Below are 18,134 nucleotides of genomic sequence, written 5' to 3' on the forward strand. Positions count from 1 at the left end.
CTTCTCATGACGGCCATTTTGGGAATCGCAACGGCGGTTCCGGCGACCGCGGTAAGCCAGCGCGCGGTGCGCGATCTCTTCGCCGCGCAGCCCGGTATCAGTCGCCTGACCGCACGGCTGATACGCGCGGCATTCGATCGCTCGGCAATCGACATCAGGCATACGGTACTGACCGACTTCGATGGTGTGCCGTCGGGCTTCATCAACTTGGAAACCAGCGCCTTCGAACGGCCGACCACCGCTCAGCGCAACGCCATCTATGTCGAGCAAGCGCCGAAGCTGTTCGCTCAGGCCGCCCGTGGCGCACTGCAAGCCGCCGGCGTGGTGGCCTCCGAGATCACCCATGTCGTGACGGCCAGCTGTACCGGCTTCTTCGCCCCCGGGCCGGACTTCAGGCTCGTACGAGATCTCGGGATCCCATCAAGTGCCCAACGCGATCACGTCGGCTTCCTCGGCTGCGCGGCCGCCTTCCCCGCGTTGCGCGCGGCATATCGCATCTGCGCGGCCGACCCCGGTGCCGTCGTGCTGGTTGCCTGCGGCGAACTGTGCTCGATCCACCTGGCGCCCTCGAGCGACACCGACCAGATTCTCGCCTCGGCTGTCTTCGCCGACGGTGCCGGGGCAGCGATCGTCTCGGCGGCCCGCGCGGCGCGTGGTCCGTCGCTCGTCATGGACGGCTTCGCGACCAGGCTCACGAGCGAAGGCGCTGACGACATGCAGTGGATCATCGGCGATCACGGATTCGAGATGACGCTCACCCAGGAGGTGCCCCGCATCATCGAACGCGAGGTGGTCGGGCTGCTGGCCCCGGTGCTCGCCCGCGGCGAGATCGACCGTTGGGCCGTCCACCCCGGGGGCCGCAGCATTCTCGACCGATTCGAGCATGCGATGGGGCTGGCACCGAACGCGCTCGACCATTCCCGCGAAGTGCTGCGAGCATACGGCAATATGTCATCGGCGACGGTGCTCTTCGTCCTGCAGCGGCTTCTTGCCGACGCCACGCTCACCGACGGTGAGCGCATCCTGGGAATAGCATTTGGCCCTGGGCTGACCGTCGAGATCGCCGAACTGCGCGCACGGGTGAGCACCGCGCCCCAGCCGAGCCGCGCCGCGCCCGCCTTGGCGCTGGCCCGGGCCCCGAGATGACTCCCGGAGGGCTGTCCGAGCGCGCCGAAAGCCTCGTCGAGCTCATGGACGATCCCGACTGCGATCCGCAGCGGCTGGCGCGCACCTATCGCCGCTTCGGCGTGGTCAACCGGGCGATCTCGGGTTGGGGGAGCCTCTATCGGCGATACCTGCGACCGCACCTGGCAAGCCTCGATCGTCCGGCGCGGGTCTTGGATCTGGGCTGCGGGGGCGGTGACGTGCTGGCAAGACTCGCCGCATTGGCCCGTCGCGATCACCTGGAGGTTGCCTGGACCGGCGCCGACCCCGACCCCCGCGCGCTGCAGGTTGCGCAGCGGCGCGCCAGCGCCGGCATCGAGTTCCGCCGCGCGGATTCCGCCGCGCTGCGGGCGGCGGGGGAGACCTTCGACGCGGTGGTGTCCAACCACGTGATTCATCACCTGGACTCCTCCGGTCTGGCAGCGTTCGCCGATGACACTCGGGCGCTGTCCACCGGGGTGGTGCTGCACAGCGACATCAGGCGCGGACGCCTCGCCTACGGCCTGTTCGCCGTCGGTATCACGCCGCTGGCCGCGGGCACCTTCCTGCGCACCGATGGCTTGCGCTCGATTCGGCGAAGCTATCGGCCCGCCGAACTGGCGGCGCTGCTCGGCGCCGGCTGGCGTGTCGAGGGGCTTGCGCCGTTCCGCCTGTGCGCTCTCGCGGAAGGTGAGGCTCGTGACTGAGGTCTTGATCGTCGGCGCGGGACCGGTCGGGCTGCTGCTCGGCTCGGAGCTTGCCCGCCACGGCGTCACCGCCACGCTGGTTGAGCGGCGCGCGCAGCTATCGACCGGCACCCGCGCGATCGGGGTGCACCCGCCCGTGCTCGCGGCCCTCGAACCCTCCGGCATCACCGAGCGCCTGCTGGCCACCGCACTGCCGGTCTCGCGGGGGGAGGCGCGTTCGCGCGGCCGTACCCTGGGCAGTTTGTCATTCGACTGCCTTTCGACCCGCTTCCGGTTCATCGCGACCCTCCCGCAAAGCGACACCGAGGCGGCATTGGCCGCCGGTGCGCCGGCGCCTCGTCGCGGTGTCCGGGTGACTCGGGTGTCACCCGAGCGGCGCGCTGTTCGCGTCGCGTTCGACGACGGCGCGGAGCTGACCGCGCCGATCGTCGTGATCGCCGGAGGCTGGTCGTCGCGCGGTCTTGCCTATCAGACGACGGCCGCTCACGCCTACCGCGACCGCTACGTCATGGCGGACATCTCCCTGCCGCCGCGCGACGATGCCGACCGTGCGGTCATTCACCTCGACGCGCAGGGGGTGCTCGAGTCGTTGCCGCTGCCCGGTGGCCGGCGGCGATTCGTCGCATGGGATTCCCCCGGTGGGCGCGGCGGAGCTGCTGCTGTCGACAGGCTGCGCGCAGCACTTGTCGCCCGGGGTGAGGACGACGCCGCGAGCGCGGTGCCCGAGGCGACCGAGTTCGGCGTGCGGCGCTTCACGGCTCGCGGGATGCGCAACGGCGGTCTGCTGGTCGTCGGCGACGCGGCGCACGAGGTCAGCCCCATCGGCGGGCAGGGCATGAATCTCGGGCTGCTGGATGCCGCGGGTCTGGCGCCGTTGCTCGTGCGCTGGGTGCGCACCGGTGAGGCACCCGATGCCGAACTCGCGCGTTGGGAGCGAATGCGAATCACCTCGGCTCGGCGGGCCGCGCGGCTGGCAGCCGTCAACACCGCCCTTGGGCGTCCGGCGGGGACGCTCACCGACGCCGGCCGCCGCGCCGCGATCGGTGCAGCGTTGGCAACCCCGTCGGCCCGGGCACTGGCTTGGCTGTACACGATGGGTCTCGACCGCGCGGCGTGAGCGCGGTTGGGGCCTGACCTGCAGCGCATCTAGCGCAGCGCGGAGACCACGACCAGTTCGACGGCGAGCAGCAGCGCCGCCGCGACGACCAGCCGGAAGACCAGCCGGGTGGCCCTGTGGAGGGAAGCCACCAGGCCCCACACGCCGATCACGATGACCAGTGCGAGTCCGACGAGTGCCACCGGATGCCCGATCTCGACGGTGAGCACGACCGCGCCGGCGATAAGTGTGATGAAACCGATCGCCGCGGTGCCCCGTCGGCCCAGCAGGTGCGGCAACCCGCGCACTCCCGCCCGCACGTCGTCATCGAGGTCAGGCAGGGTGTTCGCCAGGTGCACCGAGAAGCCGATCGTGGCCGCCGCCAGCGTTTCGCCGACCGTGGCCAGCCGCGGTGTGTCACCGGCCAGCCTCGCCAGGGACGGCAGCAACCCGAAACTCACCACGAACGCGATGCCCGAGGCCCACGACCGTTTGAGCCAGAGGTTGTATGCCCACCCAGCCGCGACCGTGACCGCATGAGCGACCGCGAACCAGATTCCGAGCAGGAGGGACGAGACCAGCGCCACGGTCAACGACACCAGGGCCGCCGTCCACACCAACCGCGGAGCCACCTCGCCCGCGGCGATCGGCTTGTCCGTGCGCTGTGCGGCGCGGTCGCGATCGGCGTCGATGACGTCGTTCGACCATCCGATCGACAATTGCCCGAGCAGAACGACGATCCCGACTCCGAGCAGGGTCCAGGCATCCACCCCGGAGGCGACGCCCACCAGCACGGTAAGAACAGTGATGGCGAGACACGGTCCCAGATGAGCCGTGCGAGCCAAGCCGGCCAGCATGCGCACACGCTATCTCGGCGCCGGTGCAGTTCGGAGCTGCCGGCGCCAGCGATGAACGCCATCGAGGCGATCAGGCTGCCCGCGGACGCAGCCGGGACGGGCGCTGAGCGCGAGGGCTCGCTCGGCGGAGCCGGCATTTTCGGCGCCGGTGCATGCTGGGGAGATGCATAGTCTGGACCTCATGCCTGGACCACAAGAGAACGTCTGGCTTGCGACGCTGCGTGCCAATCCCGATCATGCCCGCAACTACGCCCGGCGCTGGAGCAACCTGGTGGCCGAGGGACGCGACATCTACGGTGAGGCGCGGCTGATCGACGCCATGGCCGAGCGCGGCAGCAACATCCTGGACGCCGGCTGCGGCACCGGCCGCATCGGCGGCTGGCTCGCCGAACGCGGCCATCGGGTGGTCGGCGTCGATCTCGACGAGACTCTGATCGAGGTCGCACGGCGGGACTGGCCGCAGGCCGACTGGCAGGTGCAGAACCTCGCAGAGCTCAGCCTGCTGGACGAATCGGGCAATCCGGCCGAGTTCGATCTGGTGGTGTCGGCGGGTAACGTGCTGACCTTCTTGTCCGTGGACGAGCGGCTGCCGACCCTTGCTCGGCTGCGGGAGCACCTGGCCACGGACGGCCGAATCGTCGTTGGTTTCGGCGCTGGGCGCGGCTACGACTTCGACGAGTTCGAGGCGGATGCCGATCGGGCCGGGCTGGTGCTCGAGCAGCGCTATTCGACCTGGACCCTGCGCCCGCCCGCCGCCGATTTCCTGGTTGCGGTTCTCGCTGCTCGTCCCCACTAGCCGCTCGCCGTCGGTACTAGCCGCTCGCCGTCCGTACCAGACGCTCGCCGTCGGTACTAATCGCGAGCGAATTCGGGGCGGGCGGCCGGTGCCGGATATGGGCTCGGCGCGTGGGCGGTCTTGGAGAGTCTCGGACGGCACTGACTCGGGCATAGTGGGAGTTGTGAACACCGTCGATGTGATGTATCCGCGCAGCATGCCGCTGGGAACCCCCGACCGGATTGAAGTGAGCCGGGTGATGCCGCAACGAGGGTTGGCGATGATCGGCGGCTGGTGCGTCCTCGATCATTTCGGGCCGGACGCCGCGCCGCTGCGCATGGCCTGCCATCCGCATACCTGCCTGCAGACGGTGACCTGGCTTTTCGACGGTGAGATCCGTCATCGCGATGCGCTGGGCAGTGATGAACTCGTCCACCCTGGTGAGGTCGCCATCATGACCGCGGGCTGGGGGACCACCCACACCGAGTACTCCACCCCGGGCCCGCTGCACGGCGTCCAGCTGTGGACGGCCCTGCCCAACAACGTCCGATTCAACCAACCCGGCTTCGAGTACTTCGCCACCGAACCCGTGCGGATGGGCGACCACGAGGTCGCCGTCTTCGTCGGCGAGTTCGGGGACTCCGACTCACCCGTTCAGGTCTACTCGCCGCTGTGCGCCGCGGAGATCCGGTTCACCACCGCAGACCCCCTGGAGGTCGAGATCCCCGAGAACTGGGAGTTCGGGGTACTCGCCGACTCCGGCACGGTCCAAGTGGACGACACCGAGGTGCCGGCAGGTGCACTCGGCTATCTCGCACCCGGACGCCGCCGGCTGCGGCTGCAGGCTCACGCGAATGCCGGCGAGATCGTCCGGGCGGTCGTCATCGGCGGCGAGCCGTTGGGTGAAGACCTCATCGTCTGGTGGGCCTTCGTCGGCCACAGTCACCAGGAGATCGCGGCCTGGCGGGCGAACTGGCAGATGGCGATCGGTGCCGAGCAGGACGGCGACAACCCCGGCAACTTCCCACTGACTCCGCGCACCGATAACGAACCGGAACTCACCGCGCCGCCCCTGCCGCCGGTCAGGTTACGTCCGCGTCACTGAGGGTCTCGCCGCCCTACAGCACTCGCCCGACCACGGAGTAATGGCCGCCGCCTCACCTGTCGGCGTCTTGCCTCTCGGCGTCCTGCCCTTCGGTGTCTTTGCTTTCGAGGTCCTTGGGCTTGTCCGACTCCTCCGAAGCCTCGGAGTTCTGTTCCTCGGCGTCATACTTCTCTGAGCCCTTGCCGAGCAGCTGATCGCGCCAGATGCCCAAGCGGGTGGGCAGATCCATCTTCTCGAGCCGCTCACGCAGCCCGCTGCCCTCTTCCTCTATCCAGGAGCGAACGTTCGTGTCGAGGTTCTCCAGTCGCTCACGCATCTCCTGGCCGCTGCTCTCCAGACGTTCCTGCAGCTCGTCTCCGGCTTGGCTGAACCATTCGCGCACGTCGGGGCCGATCTCGTCGAGCTGAACTCGCCACTTGGGATTCAGCTTGGCCAGCTGGTCGGAGAAATCGCGCCGCTCCAGTCGGCTGCGCACCTCGCGCCGCAGCACCTTGCCCATCTCGTTGCGCGGCAACTCGTCCACCACGTAGACCCGGCGCGGCACCTTGTAGGCGGCCAGCCGCTCCTTGACCGACTTGCGCAGTTCGTCCACATCGGGCAGCAGGCCGTCGACGGTCACCACCGCCGCGACCACCTCCTCGACGCCGAGTTCGTTGGCCAGCCCGACGACCGCGATGTCGCGGATGCCATCGTGATCGCGCATGGCGGACTCGACTTCGGAGGGATAGACATTGAATCCGCCGGTGATGACGACTTCTTTCATCCGGTCGACGATGTGCAGGTAGCCGCGCTCATCGGCGACGGCGATGTCACCGGTGCGGAACCAGCCGTCGTAGAACCCATCCTTCTCGCCGGCAGGCAGATTCAGGTACCCGGAGAAGATCTGTGGCCCCTTGGCCAAGATCTCACCCGGCTCGCCGAAGGCGACGTCCTTGGACGAATCCTCCGGGTCGGCCAGCCGTACCTCGGTATCGGGGAAGGGCACGCCGATCGATTCGGCCATGCGGTTCTTGTTCACGGGATTGCCGGTCAGAATGGGGGAGCATTCGCTCAGCCCGTAGCCTTCGATCAGCAGGCCGCCGGTCGCCTTCTCCCACTTCTCGATCAGCTCTCCGCGCAGCGACATCGCCCCCGAGATGCCGGTCTGGATGCCCCGCAGAGAGACACCGCGTTCGGCGGCCCCGTCCACGATGCGCTCGAACAGCGGCGGCACCGCGATCGCCATCGTCGGAGTGCAGCGCTTGATGGCGTCCAGGATCAGACCGGTTTCGGGCTTGGGAATCAGGTGCAGCATGGCGCCGTCGGTTAGTCCGGCATTCATCGACAACGAGCAGCCGAAGACATGGAACAGCGGCAGACAGGCCAAGAAGACATCGTGGCCGGGCTTCAGCGGAGTGACCCATTCGAGCGCCTGCGTGGCGCAGGCCAGCAGATTCGCATGAGTCAGCGGCACCCCCTTCGGGGTGCCCGTGGTTCCTGAGGTATAAAGCACCAGCGCAATGTCCTCGCTGCTCGGACGTACATCGCTGGGCGCCGGGCGGCCGGGCTTGAGCAGATCGGCGAAGGCGAGCGTGCCCGGTGCCGGACGTGAGAGCTGCGCACGACTGCGGCGAGCTTTGGCGATCGGCAGCCGCAACAGCAACCGCTTGATGAACGGCATCGCCGTGATCATGTTGATGCTGATGATCGTGTCCGGACGCACATCGTCGGGCAATTCCTGGAGCACATGGGCCGAGGCGTCCCAGACGATCGCCACCTTGGCGTGGTGATCGCCGAACAGGGGAGTGAGTTCACGGATCGTGTAGAGCGGATTGTGTTCCACGACGGTTGCGCCACAGGCCAACACGGCATAGAACGCGATGACATGCTGAGGGCAGGTCGGCATCAACAGCGCCACATAGTCGCCCGGACGCACTCCCAACTCGTACAGCCGCCCGGCGACCTGGTTGACCGCCCGTTTGAGTTCGGTGAAGCTGGTGCGTGCCCCGAAGAAGTCGAGGGCCGGACGATCATGGAACTCGCGGGTGAACCGGTCGAACCCATCGACCAGGCTGCCCCCGGGATAGTCCAGGTGGCGGCGCACCCCGGGATCGTAGGCCGCGGCCCAGAGTTCATCGAGCGTTGGCATAGTCGGCTCCCGTGCGTCATTGACCGAGCGGCTTGCTCAATCGCCTGCACACAAGGCTATTGCGCCGCGGCTGGATTCGCCCATCAGTGGCCGACGATATCGGCCCCGTTTTTTGTCGGGTTACCACAGCTGTCCTGCTGCCACCGTTGGCGGTATCCCGCAGCGCTAGAACGGCCACAGCAGCGGGACGAGGAAGATGCCCGCCAAGCCATAGAGCAGCAGCAGTGGTGCTCCGAGTTTCCAGTAGTCGTTGAAGCGGTAGCCCGCCGCCTCCTGCACCATGAGGTTCGCCGGGGTGGCCACCGGGGTCAGCAGCGCGGCCGCGGCGAACACGGCGATCGCCACCAGAATCGGCATCGCCGAGATATTCATCTGAGCAGCAGCCGACACGCCGATCGGTATGACGATCAGGGCGGTTGCCATGTTGCTGATCAGTTGACCGAGTACTGCAGTGATGACGAACAGTCCCGCGAGCAGCGCGAAAGGTCCGGCACTGCCCACCACGGAGACCAGGCCTTCGGCCAGCAGTTGCGCCGCTCCGCTCTCAGTCATCCCCACCGATAGCGACATCATGCCTCCGACAAGGATAATCGTCGTCCAGGAGACACCCGCGTAGGCCTCTTCCACGGTGATCACACGCAGCAGGATCATGGCCAGCGCCGCCAGCAGGCCCGCCACAGCGGCCGGGACCACGCCGGTCGCGAGCAACACGATCATGGCAGCCAGGACGCTGAGGGCGCGCTTGGCGCCCCGGCCGAGAGGAACTGCCTGCCGGCGCACCGCGTCCGGGTCGTCGACCGCGATGATGTCGGGATCATCGGCGGCATTGGCCAGCGCCTGCCAGGACCCCCGGAACAGCAGCGAGTCGCCGGCCGACAGCGTCAGCGGGCCGGCGACGTCGCGTCCCTTGTGATGCATCCCGGCCACGACGAGTTCACCCGACTCGGTCACCATCCCGTGGTGGACGAGGTCGCCGATGAATCGGGAGCGCGGCGGAATGATGAACTCGGCGGTACCGCGACCGCGCTGCATCAGCTTGTCCTGGGGCTCGTCCAGCCCGTAGTGCTCGGCGAGCAGCGCACCGTGTGCACCGAGATCGCGCAGCACCTTGCCGGAGGAGCGCTGCGGTACCAGTCGTGAGCCGAGCAGCAGCACGACCCCGATCGTTGCGACGGTGAGCACGAGGCCGATCAGCCCGGTGGAGAAGAGCCCCAGCCGACCGGCCCCGGTCGATTCGGCGTAGTCGGCCACCACGACGGTCACCGGGCTGCCGATCAGCATCAGTAGTGAGCCCGAATGAGCGGCGAACGCTGCGGGCATCAGCAGCTCGGACGGTGAGCGGTGCGCCCGGATCGCGATGACCACGATCACCGGGGTGAGAGCTGCCACCGACCCGTTCGGGGTGATCAGGGCCGTCAGCAAAGCCGCCATCAGCATCACGGTGACCATCAGACGGCTCGGATTGGTTCCGCCCAGCCGCATCGCGAATCCGCCGGCTGCCGCAGTCACACCGCTGGCGTCCAAAGCCTCGCTCACCACGAACAAGGCCGCGATGAACAGCACCGTCGGATCGCCGAAGCCGGCCACGGCCTCACCCAGATCGAGCACTCCGGTGGCCCACAGAGCCAGCGGGACGAGCAGCGCGATGACCGCTATGGGCAGCCGATCCCAGATGAACAGCAGGACCGCGGCCGCCAGGATGATCAGGGCGATGGTGCTTTCGGGCATGGCAACGCTTTCCGAGGAGACTGCGAGGCGGCTCCGCTGAGAGTTCGAGGGCCGCCGCCGGGGTCAAGGCCGCTGTAGTCAAGGAGACAATCGATCAGGGTGGATCGCCCGGCAGGCCGGTCGCTCGATCGCTCAGTTCTTCAGTTCCTGGACGAGCTCGTTCTCGGCCTCGTCCGAAAGCGAGGTCTTCAAGACGGTGCCGCCGAACTCGGCCATGGCGGCCGCGAACTTGTCCTCAGTGAGCTTCTTGGCCATCACGACCAGAGCCGACTTGCCGGGTGTCAGCAATCCGTCCACCCGCTCACGCAGGCTGCGATTGATGCCGGCCTTGCCGGCCAGACCCGCCAGAGCACCCCAGGCGCCGCCGACCAGCAGCCCGACACCGGGAACCAGGAAGAGCAATCCGATGATCATGCCCCACAGCGCGCCGGAGGTGGCGGAGACGCCAACGATGGATCCTGGGGTATCGATGTGCTTCTTGCCGTCATCGTCCACCCGGACAACAGCGAGCCCGGAGAGGTCAATGACGAAATCCTTCTGGAGCTGCAGGACCCTGGCCTGCGCGGCCTCGGCGGTTGCATGGTCGTCATAACCGATGATGATGAGTTCCGACATGGGCGATTGCCTCCTCGTAACGGTGAGCGGACGTGCTCACGTCGCAGAATCAGTCTGCACCAGAAGTTTGGTGTGAGCACCCCTAACACACATCACCCGCCACGGGGGAATCGCAGCTACCCCGGTGGCCGAGATTATGGAATGAGGGGTCTTGGGTTAATCGCAGGGAGGTCGGCATCATGAGCGAAACAGGCAATTCCGGGTCAAGCTTCAAAATCACTCCGCGGGTGTGGTTGGGTCTTGCGATCGCGGTGGTGGCCATCATCTTCATCTTGCAGAACCGCCAGCCCGCCGACATCAGTCTGGTGATGTTGCGGGTGTCCGCCCCGCTGTGGGTCACCTTGAGCGCTGTCTTCCTCGCGGGCTTCGCCGCGGGCTGGCTCGTTTCGAAGCGGCGCAAATGACCATGGTGGACGGCCCGCGTCAGCTGTGTATCCGCGTGGAGGGCGAGTTGCGGCAGGCCTTGGACGCGGAGTTAGGCGGGCTGATCGTGACCCGCTTGCCCTCGGGTACCGAGCTGCGTGGCCGGTTGCCCGACGCGACGCGGCAGTGGAGCGTCCTGCACCGACTGCAACGCGCCGGCTTGGTGCTGCGTTCTGTTGAACGGGTCGACGTCCCCGATGGCGTGTCCACGGCCGAACACTCTCAGCAGGGACCGCTGGCGCTGGTCGAGGTGGAGGGCTATGCCGGCGAGCTGATCGCGGCATCCATCCAGAATATGGAGGTTCATCAGAATCCGCCGTCGACGACCGTGACCATACCGTTCACCAGCGATCAGGAGCTCTTCGAGGTGCTGTGGGAGCTGGAAACGCTGGCTTTCGATGTGCTCGATATGCACATCATCGATTGAACCAAGTCCTGTCGCGGAAAGCCGCCCGAGCCATTCGGGGACGATGGCGCGCGCGACTCATTGACCTGTTCGCGGATGGTCGCGCTTGGTTCGGGCGGACCATAGTAGATTGCTCATGATGGGTGCGCCTCCGCCACGATGGCGCCCGGGCGCAGTTGAAGCGAATGTGAGGCCGTGTCCATGAGCGAGATGGCAGTGCGCCGCTTGTTGGACTCACGGGCACGAGTGCCGGTTCGCTCCGAACTTTTCATACGTCGTCCTCGGCTGACCGATCTCTTGGACCAGGCGACCCAGCGTGAGATCACCTTGGTCACCGGACCCGCGGGAACCGGCAAGACCCTTGCTGTCGCCGACTGGACGCGGGAGAGCGAGCGGGCCGGACGGGTGGCCTGGCTGTCGCTGGATCGTGCCGATGGCCGCGCGCCGCGATTGTGGAGGTCCTTGTTGAGCGCCCTGAGCATGGGGCTCGGCCCGGATGTCTTCCGTGACTTGGAATTGCCCGATACACCCGACATCAGCGTGCTGTACGAGATGGCGCGCGGCCGGGAAACCCCGGTCGTCCTGGTGTTGGACGATCTGCAGGAGCTGGACCAGGGCGACTCGCTCGATTGGCTGGCCGAGCTGCTGCGCTGGCCCCCGGACGGGATGCGGTTCGTGCTCATCTCCCGGCATGATCCGCCCATCAATCTGCACCGGCTTCGGCTCGAGGACAAGCTGTCGGAGGTGCAGTTCAGCGATCTGGCCTTCACCCAGGCGGAGTCCCGGGAACTGCTGGCGAACTGGGGTCTCAGCCTCGACGAACGGGACTTGTCGCGGCTGGTGGACGCGACGGGGGGCTGGGCTGCAGCCATTCGTCTGGCTGCCCTGACCTTGAGCACCTCGGACGATGCAGCGGTGCTGCTGGAACGCTTCGCGGGCCCGACCTTCCTCATTGCTGACTATCTGTGGCACGACGTGCTGGGCATGCTGCCCGAACCGTACGCCGAGTTCCTGCTGCGTACCTCGGTCTCGGAGCGATTGTGTGGCCCGCTGGCCGAAGCCCTGAGCGGCGAGCAGAACGCTGACGAGTTGCTGCGGATGCTGGCGCGCGATCAGTTCCTCGCTCACGAACTAGAGGGCACGGGCTGGTACCGCACACATACGTTGCTCAACAAGGCGCTGCGCGCCAGGCTTCAAACAGACCACCCCGCACTCGCCCGGGAGCAGTATCGCAAAGCAGCGTTGTGGTTTGAAGAGCATGAGGCCTGGACCGAAGCCCTCGACCAGGCGATCAGTTCGGGTGACTGGGACTTCGCCGGCCAGATCGTGGCCCGCTCAGGTGCTGCGATGTGCCTGGGCGCGGACCAGTCGGTCCTCATCGGTTTGATGGCACGGATTCCGGAAGCGTGCGCCCACGACTATCCCGAATTGGCGGTAGGAATGGCGGTGGCGCCGGCCGTCCGAGGCGATCAACCGGCCGTACAGCGATTCCTCAGTCTGGCAGAAGCATCTTTGGACACGTTGTCCGATTCTCGGCGCGCGGTGTGCGTGCTGGCGATCCGCACCCTGCATGCCGTTCACGCGTATCGTGTCTGCGATCCCATCGCGATGCGGGTGGCAACCGACGATGCCGAACGGATTCTCAGTGACCTCAGCTATTCGGACGCACCGGGCTGGGCTTACAACCGTGGAAGCGTGCACGCGTTGCGTGGAATCGCGGAGTTGTGGGCAGGTCAGTACGAGACTGCCGCTCAGATGCTTCGCGCGGGACTGGCTTCGCTGCCGCCGGAGCGGGTCGGTCATGACGAGGACATCCGGCTGGCGGGATTGTTGGCACTGGCCGAGAGTGGCGCGGGCCGGTTCGCTGAGGCCCGCGAACTCGCTCGCCGAGCGCTCGACACAGCTCGTAGCAGGGGCCGCCTGCGAGGTGGCGAGGCGAAATGGGCGTGGTTGGCGATCGCCTATGTGGAGACGTACTCCTGCGATGAGCGGGCTCGGGACACCATCGCGCAATGCGCTCAGGTGATCGACGCCCACCTGAGTCCGTTCACCGCCGCGCTGTTGCAGATCATCCAGGCCTCAGATGACTTCGCTCGTGACGATCTGGCAAGTGCCCGGGTGAGGCTGACGTCGGTTGCTGCGAGCCCGGCCGGACGCGGCCGTCTGATCGCCGCCCAGGTGGTCGAGTTGCGGGTGACCGTGGAGCTCGCCACGAACGATATCGAGCGAGCCCGGTCGGTGCTGGAGGAATACGACCAGGCGATGGCGGCGGCCGGGCCTTCGTCGGAGCCCGGCCCGGATCTGGCGTGCACCGCGCGAGCCCAGCTCTTCTTGGCGTCGAACGAGCCCGAGCGGGTGCGGGCAGCGGTGGCGCACAACTTGGGTGGGCGTGACCTGCAGGGTGCGGGATCGTGGCTGCTGGTGGCGATGGCCGAAGACCGGTTGCGCCATGACAGGCTGGCCACCGAGGCGATGGCCCGGGCCATCGAACTGGCCGCCGAGGAGCAACTGGAGTACATCTTCCGCAGGCCGGATCGGCGCGTGGAGATGATGCTGCGCCGCCATCTCGCTGTCGCCGGGACGTATCGGGAGTTCGTGGAGAAGATGCTGGTCAGGGTGGCCGTCCAGCCTGCCCCGGTGGGTCTGGTTCAGGTCCAGCCGCTGACCGAACGCGAAGAGGCTGTGCTCCTTTATCTGCCGACGATGGCCGCCAATGCTGAGATCGCCACTGCGCTGAGTATTTCGGAGAACACTGTCAAACAGCACCTGAAATCGATCTACCGCAAGCTGGGTGTGCGCAATCGTAGGGACGCCGTGCGGGTGGCTCGCGATCGCGGGCTGCTCGACGTGCATCAGCCCCCCGAGCCGATCAATCGGTGACATCGGCATTCAGGGGATGCGAATCCAGCAGGTCCAGCCCCAGGGACCGGGCGAGATCCCGCGCGGCCAGCTGTCCCTTGACGCTGTTGCCTGCGGTGTCCAAGGGGGGCGCGAAGGTGCCGAGCCCACCCTTGCCGGGTGACACGGTGACAATCCCGCCGCCGATGCCGCTCTTCCCGGGCTGGCCGACCTCGTAAAGCCAGTCACCCGAGGTCTCGTACATCCCGGCGGTGATCATCACCGCCAGCACGCAATGGCACAGCTGTTCGTCGATCACTTGCTCGCCGCTGATGGGGTTGACTCCGCCGTTGGCAAGCGTGGCTCCCATCACAGCGAGATCGCGCGCGGTGACCCTTACGCAGCTCTGCCGGGTATACAGATCGAGCGCGAGATCGGGCTCACAGCCCAGCAAGCCGCGGGCGCCGAGCAACTGGACCGCGGCCCGGTTGACCAGATTCGTCTCCGACGCGCACGTAGACCTCTTGGTCGACATCCAGCTCGTGGCCCGCGAAGCGGGACAGCCCGTCGGCCAGGCATTGCCATTTCTGCTCGTCTGTTCCGGGTAGCAGGATCGTGGTGGCGATCGCACCCGGGTTGACCATCGGATTCGTCCGGCCGTCCGTGCTGCGCTCGACGGCGGCCAACGAGTTGAAGGCCATTCTTGCGGCTCCGAAGAACCCGGATATCCCCCGTTAGGGGTAGTCCGCGGGTGACCACAAAGGGCCAGAATGCTACCATGTCGGCCGGTTCCTCGAATGCCCATGTGGTGCCGAGCCTGCAGCCGTGGCGCTGGCATCTGCCCGCCCGCCTCATCGCAGCTTTGTCGGGCTTGGCTGCCCTGGTCGGTGCCTTCGCCTATCTGAAGCTGCGGCGCTGCAAAGCCGAGATGGTGCCGGAGGTGACGGCGGTGCCTGCGGGCCTGAGCGAGGCCGAGGCACGGAAACGCTACCTGCGCGGCGAGGCGAAGGCCTCGCAGCGGTCCATCATCCGCTCGGCCGAGAATATCCGCCGCGAGAGCGTCTTCACCGTCTTCCATCTGAACCTGATCGGGCTCGCCCTGGTGCAGCTATTCCTGCTGTACGAGTGGCTCTCCGGGGTGCTGACGCTGGTCATGCTCGGGGTGAGCATCGCGATCCGGCTGGCCCAGGAGGTGCTGGCCGTGCGCAGGGTGTCGCAGGTGCTGGAGTTGGCCAGCCTGCGCTACACCGTGGTGCGTGAAGGCCGGGCGTCGAGCCTGCCTCCCGAGCGGGTGGTGCCCGGCGATCTGCTGCTGGTCGGGCCGGGGGATCAGTTCATTGCCGATGGGACGTACCGGGGGCACGCCCCCATCGTGGTCGACAGCTATCCCGCCGACGGCGTGCGGGGCGCGCAGCGGATTCGTCCGGGCGGCAGCGTGCTGGCCGGCAGCTTCTGCGTCTCCGGACGCGGCAGCTATGTTGCCGAGAAACTGGGCCCGGACTCCCGGGTGGCCCGGACGATGGCCTCGGGGCGCCGGCGGGAGGCCCGGATGAGCCCGCTGGAGTCCGTGGTCTCGCGGATCTTGCAGGTGCTGCTGATAATCGTGGTCATCTACGCAGGCCTCTACCTGGCCGAACTGAGTCGCGTCGACATCGGTGCGCCGCTGGAGGCCTTCGTGGACGCCGTCCCCGTGATCTTCAACCTGGCGCCGAGCGGGCTCTATCTGATGATCATCATCAGCTACATCGCGGGTGCCGCGGATCTGGCTCAGCATGGCGGTGTGGTCACTCGGGCACGCTCGATCGAGGCGCTCGCCGAGACCACCGTGGTCTGTTTCACCGAGGTCGGATTCCTTGCCGGCACCTCGGTGGAGTTGTCCATCGTCCGGCATTGCGACGGCGATCACCCCTCCGAATCCCGGATTCGGCAGTTGCTGGGCGATGCGGTGCACTCGACCAGTTCGACCACGCCGCTGATGCGGGTACTGGCAGATGCTTTCGAGGGCGAACGCCGGGCAGTGCGAGCCGAGGCGCCGTTCTTCGCCTCACTCGGCTGGACGGGCTTCGTATTCGCCGACGACGATGTACCCGGAGTGTATGTGCTGGGCAGAAGAGCCGCGCTTGAACCCGTGCTGACCGCCGAATTGCCGGACGACGACGAGTCCGGAAGAGAACAGCTGGTGGTGGCGTACCGGCCCGATCCGGTGCCGCTGAGGGACAGCCGGGGGCGCCCGAAGCTGCCCGATGGGCTGGTACCGCTGGCCGTCTTGCGGCTGTCGTCCCGGGTGAGCGACGAGGTGATGACCGTGATCCGTGGTTTCGTGGACGCCGGGGTCCGCGTGATGGCCTTCACCCCCGGCCCAGCCGCTGACGCGCTGAACCACCTGGCCGCCCAGGGGATGCGTGCCTCCGACACCGAATACGTCCGGTCGCGTGGTGTCATCTCGCGTGACGAGTTGCTGCAGCATCCGCGCTCGCAGTGGGCACGCGTGGTGAGCGAGCACGCACTGTTCGGCGGGTTCACTCCTGTCGAGGCGGGGGAGATCGTCCGGGCGCTGCGCAGCAGTGGCGAGCATGTGACCGTGGTGGGTGACGGGGTGACGGACCTCTCGGCGATGGCCGAGGCGGACGTCGCGGTTGCGCAGCCCGGCAGCACCCAGGCCGCGCTCGCGCTGGCGGATATCTACCTGCAGAACAACTCGCCACTGGCGCTGCTGGCGATGCTGCGCCGGGGTCAGACGATCGTCCAAGGCCTGCTCAACGTCATCAAGCTCGACCTCACCATGGTGGTGGCCACCGCGATGCTCATCGTGATGGTCAGGTTCCTCAGCGTCGGTTTTCCGTACGGGTCATCGCACGATTCAGCGCTCGGCATCATCGCCGTGACGATTCCCTCCTTGGCGTTGTCGGCCTGGTCGGGGGCCGGGCCGGTGCCCTCGGAGGGGTACGGCCGGGCGATCATCCGGTTCATTCTGCCCGCAGGGCTGAGCCTGGCGCTGGTCTCGTTCGCCGTCTACGGGTACTTCTTCGAGTCGTCCGGACGCATGGTCTACGCGCAGCAGGCGGTCGCCTACGTGCTCATCTACGCGGGCCTGGTGGTCGGCCTGATGACGTTGCACTCGCGCAAGATGGTGATCCTGGCGGTGGTTCTGGTGATCGTCGCGACGGTGCAGGCGGAAGTGCCGCTCACCCAGTGGTTCTTCAGGCTCGGCTGGCTGAGCAATCCCCTCCACTACGGGATCGTGATCCTCGCGGTGCTGGCCTGGCTACTGGGCGTGCTGGCGCTGTGGAAGCTGATCGATGCCTCGGCTCGGATGCACCGGACCGGCATGATGTTGCGAGACCGGATGACCTGGGCGCTCAGGCGCGGCTGAAACGGACGGCGATCGCGTCGTCGGCGGTACGCATCTCCAGGCTCGGACCCTCGACGTGGTAGGTCGCGGCGGTCTCGAGCGCGGCCACCAGCCGGGACTCCTGATCCATCACGCCCTCGGGCTCGGCGCAGGCCATCTGGGTGGTGGCCAGCGGTCCCAGCTTGATCGTGCCATCGGTGGTGGTGAAACTGCCGATCACCCTGTTGCAGCCCGCGGACCCGGACAGGTGCCCGTCGGCGCCGAACTCGATGCTCGGGGTAGTGCCCTCCAGCACGCCGACGACGGCTTCTTGGCCGTTGTTGTAGGCGGTGACCTGCCAGCTGGTGCCGGCGAGGTCCTGGGACTGGGCGTTGAAGGTGGCCAAGGCGGTTCCGTTCTGGTCGGACAGAGTCAGTTTGGTGTCCACGACGGCGTAGGACGACGCGGTCTTGAGGGCGTCGAAGAGCCCGAACTCCTGGGTCATGATGGGGTCGTCGCACGCCATCATCGTCGAGATGATGTTGTCAGCCACATCGATCTGGGAGCCGCTGACGGTGTAGTTGCCGGCGTAGACGTTGCAGCCGCCCGAGCCGCCGATGCCGCCCTCGCTGCTGAAAGTGACCGACGGGAACGTGCCCTCCACGGCAGGCTGGCCGTTCAGCTCGTCCAACAACCAGGTGATGCCGACCAGATCCGACGGTCCGCCCGCTCCGCCGGGTGTGCGATCGAACGGGGTGGGGGTGACGGCGCAGCCGGCGAGCAACAGCGAGATCGTCAGAACGGCGGCGGGCCAGAGTCGCTTGGTCATGAGAAACGTCCTTCACATCGATGTGGGTCTTGGAGACCGCGCCAGTCTCATAGGGCAATTGTGCCTGGTATCCGTGGACGGCTGTATCACCTCCAGCGGGGGATGGGGGATTTCGCCCGGCCGAGGTCGACAAACGACTCCACAGGGTCTGGT

General features: G+C 67.1%; 14 protein-coding genes and 1 pseudogene. 9 read left to right on the forward strand and 6 right to left on the reverse strand.

Annotated elements, in window-relative coordinates:
• The first annotated feature begins 6 nt into the window (after window positions 1-6).
• From QUE25_RS07660 to QUE25_RS07670, 3 genes are read left to right on the forward strand one after another with little or no spacing between them, the layout of a single operon-like run.
• Window positions 7-1,146: a type III polyketide synthase gene (locus QUE25_RS07660; protein WP_286263684.1), complete on the forward strand. Its 1,140-nt coding sequence runs from the start codon at window positions 7-9 to the stop codon at window positions 1,144-1,146.
• Window positions 1,143-1,850 (forward strand): methyltransferase domain-containing protein, encoded by a 708-nt coding sequence (locus tag QUE25_RS07665; protein ID WP_286263686.1) that lies wholly within the window; start codon window positions 1,143-1,145, stop codon window positions 1,848-1,850. The genes QUE25_RS07660 and QUE25_RS07665 overlap by 4 nt, the downstream gene beginning before the upstream one ends.
• On the forward strand, window positions 1,843-2,967 hold the full coding sequence (locus QUE25_RS07670; protein WP_286263689.1) for an FAD-dependent oxidoreductase: 1,125 nt from the start codon (window positions 1,843-1,845) through the stop codon (window positions 2,965-2,967). Before QUE25_RS07665 ends, QUE25_RS07670 begins: the two co-directional genes overlap by 8 nt.
• 29 nt (window positions 2,968-2,996) lie before the next feature.
• Here the strand turns inward: QUE25_RS07670 and QUE25_RS07675 are convergent, their stop codons facing one another.
• Window positions 2,997-3,803, reverse strand: coding sequence for a UbiA family prenyltransferase (locus QUE25_RS07675; RefSeq protein WP_286263692.1), 807 nt, complete (start codon window positions 3,801-3,803; stop codon window positions 2,997-2,999).
• Window positions 3,804-3,984: 181 nt separating this feature from the next.
• On the opposite strand from QUE25_RS07675, the gene QUE25_RS07680 reads away from it, so the two are divergent.
• Window positions 3,985-4,599 (forward strand): class I SAM-dependent DNA methyltransferase, encoded by a 615-nt coding sequence (locus QUE25_RS07680; RefSeq protein WP_286263694.1) that lies wholly within the window; start codon window positions 3,985-3,987, stop codon window positions 4,597-4,599.
• A gap of 163 nt (window positions 4,600-4,762) precedes the next feature.
• On the forward strand, window positions 4,763-5,683 hold the full coding sequence (locus tag QUE25_RS07685; RefSeq protein WP_286263696.1) for a pirin family protein: 921 nt from the start codon (window positions 4,763-4,765) through the stop codon (window positions 5,681-5,683).
• Window positions 5,684-5,735: 52 nt separating this feature from the next.
• Here the strand turns inward: QUE25_RS07685 and QUE25_RS07690 are convergent, their stop codons facing one another.
• The 3 genes from QUE25_RS07690 to QUE25_RS07700 all read right to left on the reverse strand — a co-directional run bounded on the left by QUE25_RS07690 (window position 5,736) and on the right by QUE25_RS07700 (window position 10,154).
• Window positions 5,736-7,811, reverse strand: a complete 2,076-nt coding sequence (locus tag QUE25_RS07690) for an AMP-binding protein (protein WP_286263699.1) — start codon at window positions 7,809-7,811, stop codon at window positions 5,736-5,738.
• 165 nt (window positions 7,812-7,976) lie between these two features.
• Window positions 7,977-9,539 (reverse strand): SLC13 family permease, encoded by a 1,563-nt coding sequence (locus QUE25_RS07695; RefSeq protein WP_286263701.1) that lies wholly within the window; start codon window positions 9,537-9,539, stop codon window positions 7,977-7,979.
• Window positions 9,540-9,671: 132 nt separating this feature from the next.
• On the reverse strand, window positions 9,672-10,154 hold the full coding sequence (locus QUE25_RS07700; protein ID WP_286263703.1) for a DUF1269 domain-containing protein: 483 nt from the start codon (window positions 10,152-10,154) through the stop codon (window positions 9,672-9,674).
• A gap of 179 nt (window positions 10,155-10,333) precedes the next feature.
• Between QUE25_RS07700 and QUE25_RS07705 the strand changes: the two genes are divergently transcribed.
• The 3 genes from QUE25_RS07705 to QUE25_RS07715 all read left to right on the forward strand — a co-directional run bounded on the left by QUE25_RS07705 (window position 10,334) and on the right by QUE25_RS07715 (window position 13,863).
• Window positions 10,334-10,558, forward strand: coding sequence for a lipopolysaccharide assembly protein LapA domain-containing protein (locus QUE25_RS07705; protein WP_286263705.1), 225 nt, complete (start codon window positions 10,334-10,336; stop codon window positions 10,556-10,558).
• Window positions 10,555-11,004 (forward strand): hypothetical protein, encoded by a 450-nt coding sequence (locus tag QUE25_RS07710; protein ID WP_286263707.1) that lies wholly within the window; start codon window positions 10,555-10,557, stop codon window positions 11,002-11,004. Before QUE25_RS07705 ends, QUE25_RS07710 begins: the two co-directional genes overlap by 4 nt.
• A 180-nt stretch (window positions 11,005-11,184) precedes the next feature.
• Window positions 11,185-13,863 carry a winged helix-turn-helix domain-containing protein gene (locus tag QUE25_RS07715; RefSeq protein ID WP_286263709.1) on the forward strand — a complete coding sequence of 893 codons (2,679 nt, stop codon included), beginning with the start codon at window positions 11,185-11,187 and terminating at the stop codon, window positions 13,861-13,863.
• Here QUE25_RS07715 and QUE25_RS07720 read toward each other — a convergent pair.
• Window positions 13,853-14,522: pseudogene (locus QUE25_RS07720) on the reverse strand (glutaminase). The gene QUE25_RS07715 and the pseudogene QUE25_RS07720 sit on opposite strands and share 11 nt — an antisense overlap.
• 77 nt (window positions 14,523-14,599) lie before the next feature.
• Between QUE25_RS07720 and QUE25_RS07725 the strand changes: the two are divergent.
• The gene (locus tag QUE25_RS07725; RefSeq protein ID WP_286263711.1) at window positions 14,600-17,194 is read left to right on the forward strand and encodes a P-type ATPase actuator domain-containing protein; all 2,595 of its coding nucleotides are present in this window, start codon (window positions 14,600-14,602) and stop codon (window positions 17,192-17,194) included.
• On the opposite strand, the gene QUE25_RS07730 is transcribed toward QUE25_RS07725, so the two are convergent.
• A complete protein-coding gene (locus QUE25_RS07730) occupies window positions 17,181-17,981 on the reverse strand; it encodes an META domain-containing protein (RefSeq protein WP_286263713.1) in 801 nt (266 codons plus the stop codon). The genes QUE25_RS07725 and QUE25_RS07730 overlap by 14 nt on opposite strands.
• Between the last annotated feature and the right edge of the window lie 153 nt (window positions 17,982-18,134).

This window comes from Brooklawnia propionicigenes (assembly GCF_030297015.1).
Lineage (GTDB): Bacteria > Actinomycetota > Actinomycetes > Propionibacteriales > Propionibacteriaceae > Brooklawnia > Brooklawnia propionicigenes.

Bases quoted from the DNA above. Each gene is read 5' to 3' on its own strand.
- QUE25_RS07660 (WP_286263684.1), top strand. From the start codon at position 7: ATGACGGCCATTTTGGGAATCGCAACGGCGGTTCCGGCGACCGCGGTA.
- QUE25_RS07665 (WP_286263686.1), top strand. From the start codon at position 1,143: ATGACTCCCGGAGGGCTGTCCGAGCGCGCCGAAAGCCTCGTCGAGCTC.
- QUE25_RS07675 (WP_286263692.1), bottom strand. From the start codon at position 3,803: ATGCTGGCCGGCTTGGCTCGCACGGCTCATCTGGGACCGTGTCTCGCC.
- QUE25_RS07680 (WP_286263694.1), top strand. From the start codon at position 3,985: ATGCCTGGACCACAAGAGAACGTCTGGCTTGCGACGCTGCGTGCCAAT.
- QUE25_RS07690 (WP_286263699.1), bottom strand. From the start codon at position 7,811: ATGCCAACGCTCGATGAACTCTGGGCCGCGGCCTACGATCCCGGGGTG.
- QUE25_RS07695 (WP_286263701.1), bottom strand. From the start codon at position 9,539: ATGCCCGAAAGCACCATCGCCCTGATCATCCTGGCGGCCGCGGTCCTG.
- QUE25_RS07700 (WP_286263703.1), bottom strand. From the start codon at position 10,154: ATGTCGGAACTCATCATCATCGGTTATGACGACCATGCAACCGCCGAG.
- QUE25_RS07705 (WP_286263705.1), top strand. From the start codon at position 10,334: ATGAGCGAAACAGGCAATTCCGGGTCAAGCTTCAAAATCACTCCGCGG.
- QUE25_RS07710 (WP_286263707.1), top strand. From the start codon at position 10,555: ATGACCATGGTGGACGGCCCGCGTCAGCTGTGTATCCGCGTGGAGGGC.
- QUE25_RS07715 (WP_286263709.1), top strand. From the start codon at position 11,185: ATGAGCGAGATGGCAGTGCGCCGCTTGTTGGACTCACGGGCACGAGTG.
- QUE25_RS07725 (WP_286263711.1), top strand. From the start codon at position 14,600: ATGTCGGCCGGTTCCTCGAATGCCCATGTGGTGCCGAGCCTGCAGCCG.
- QUE25_RS07730 (WP_286263713.1), bottom strand. From the start codon at position 17,981: ATGACCAAGCGACTCTGGCCCGCCGCCGTTCTGACGATCTCGCTGTTG.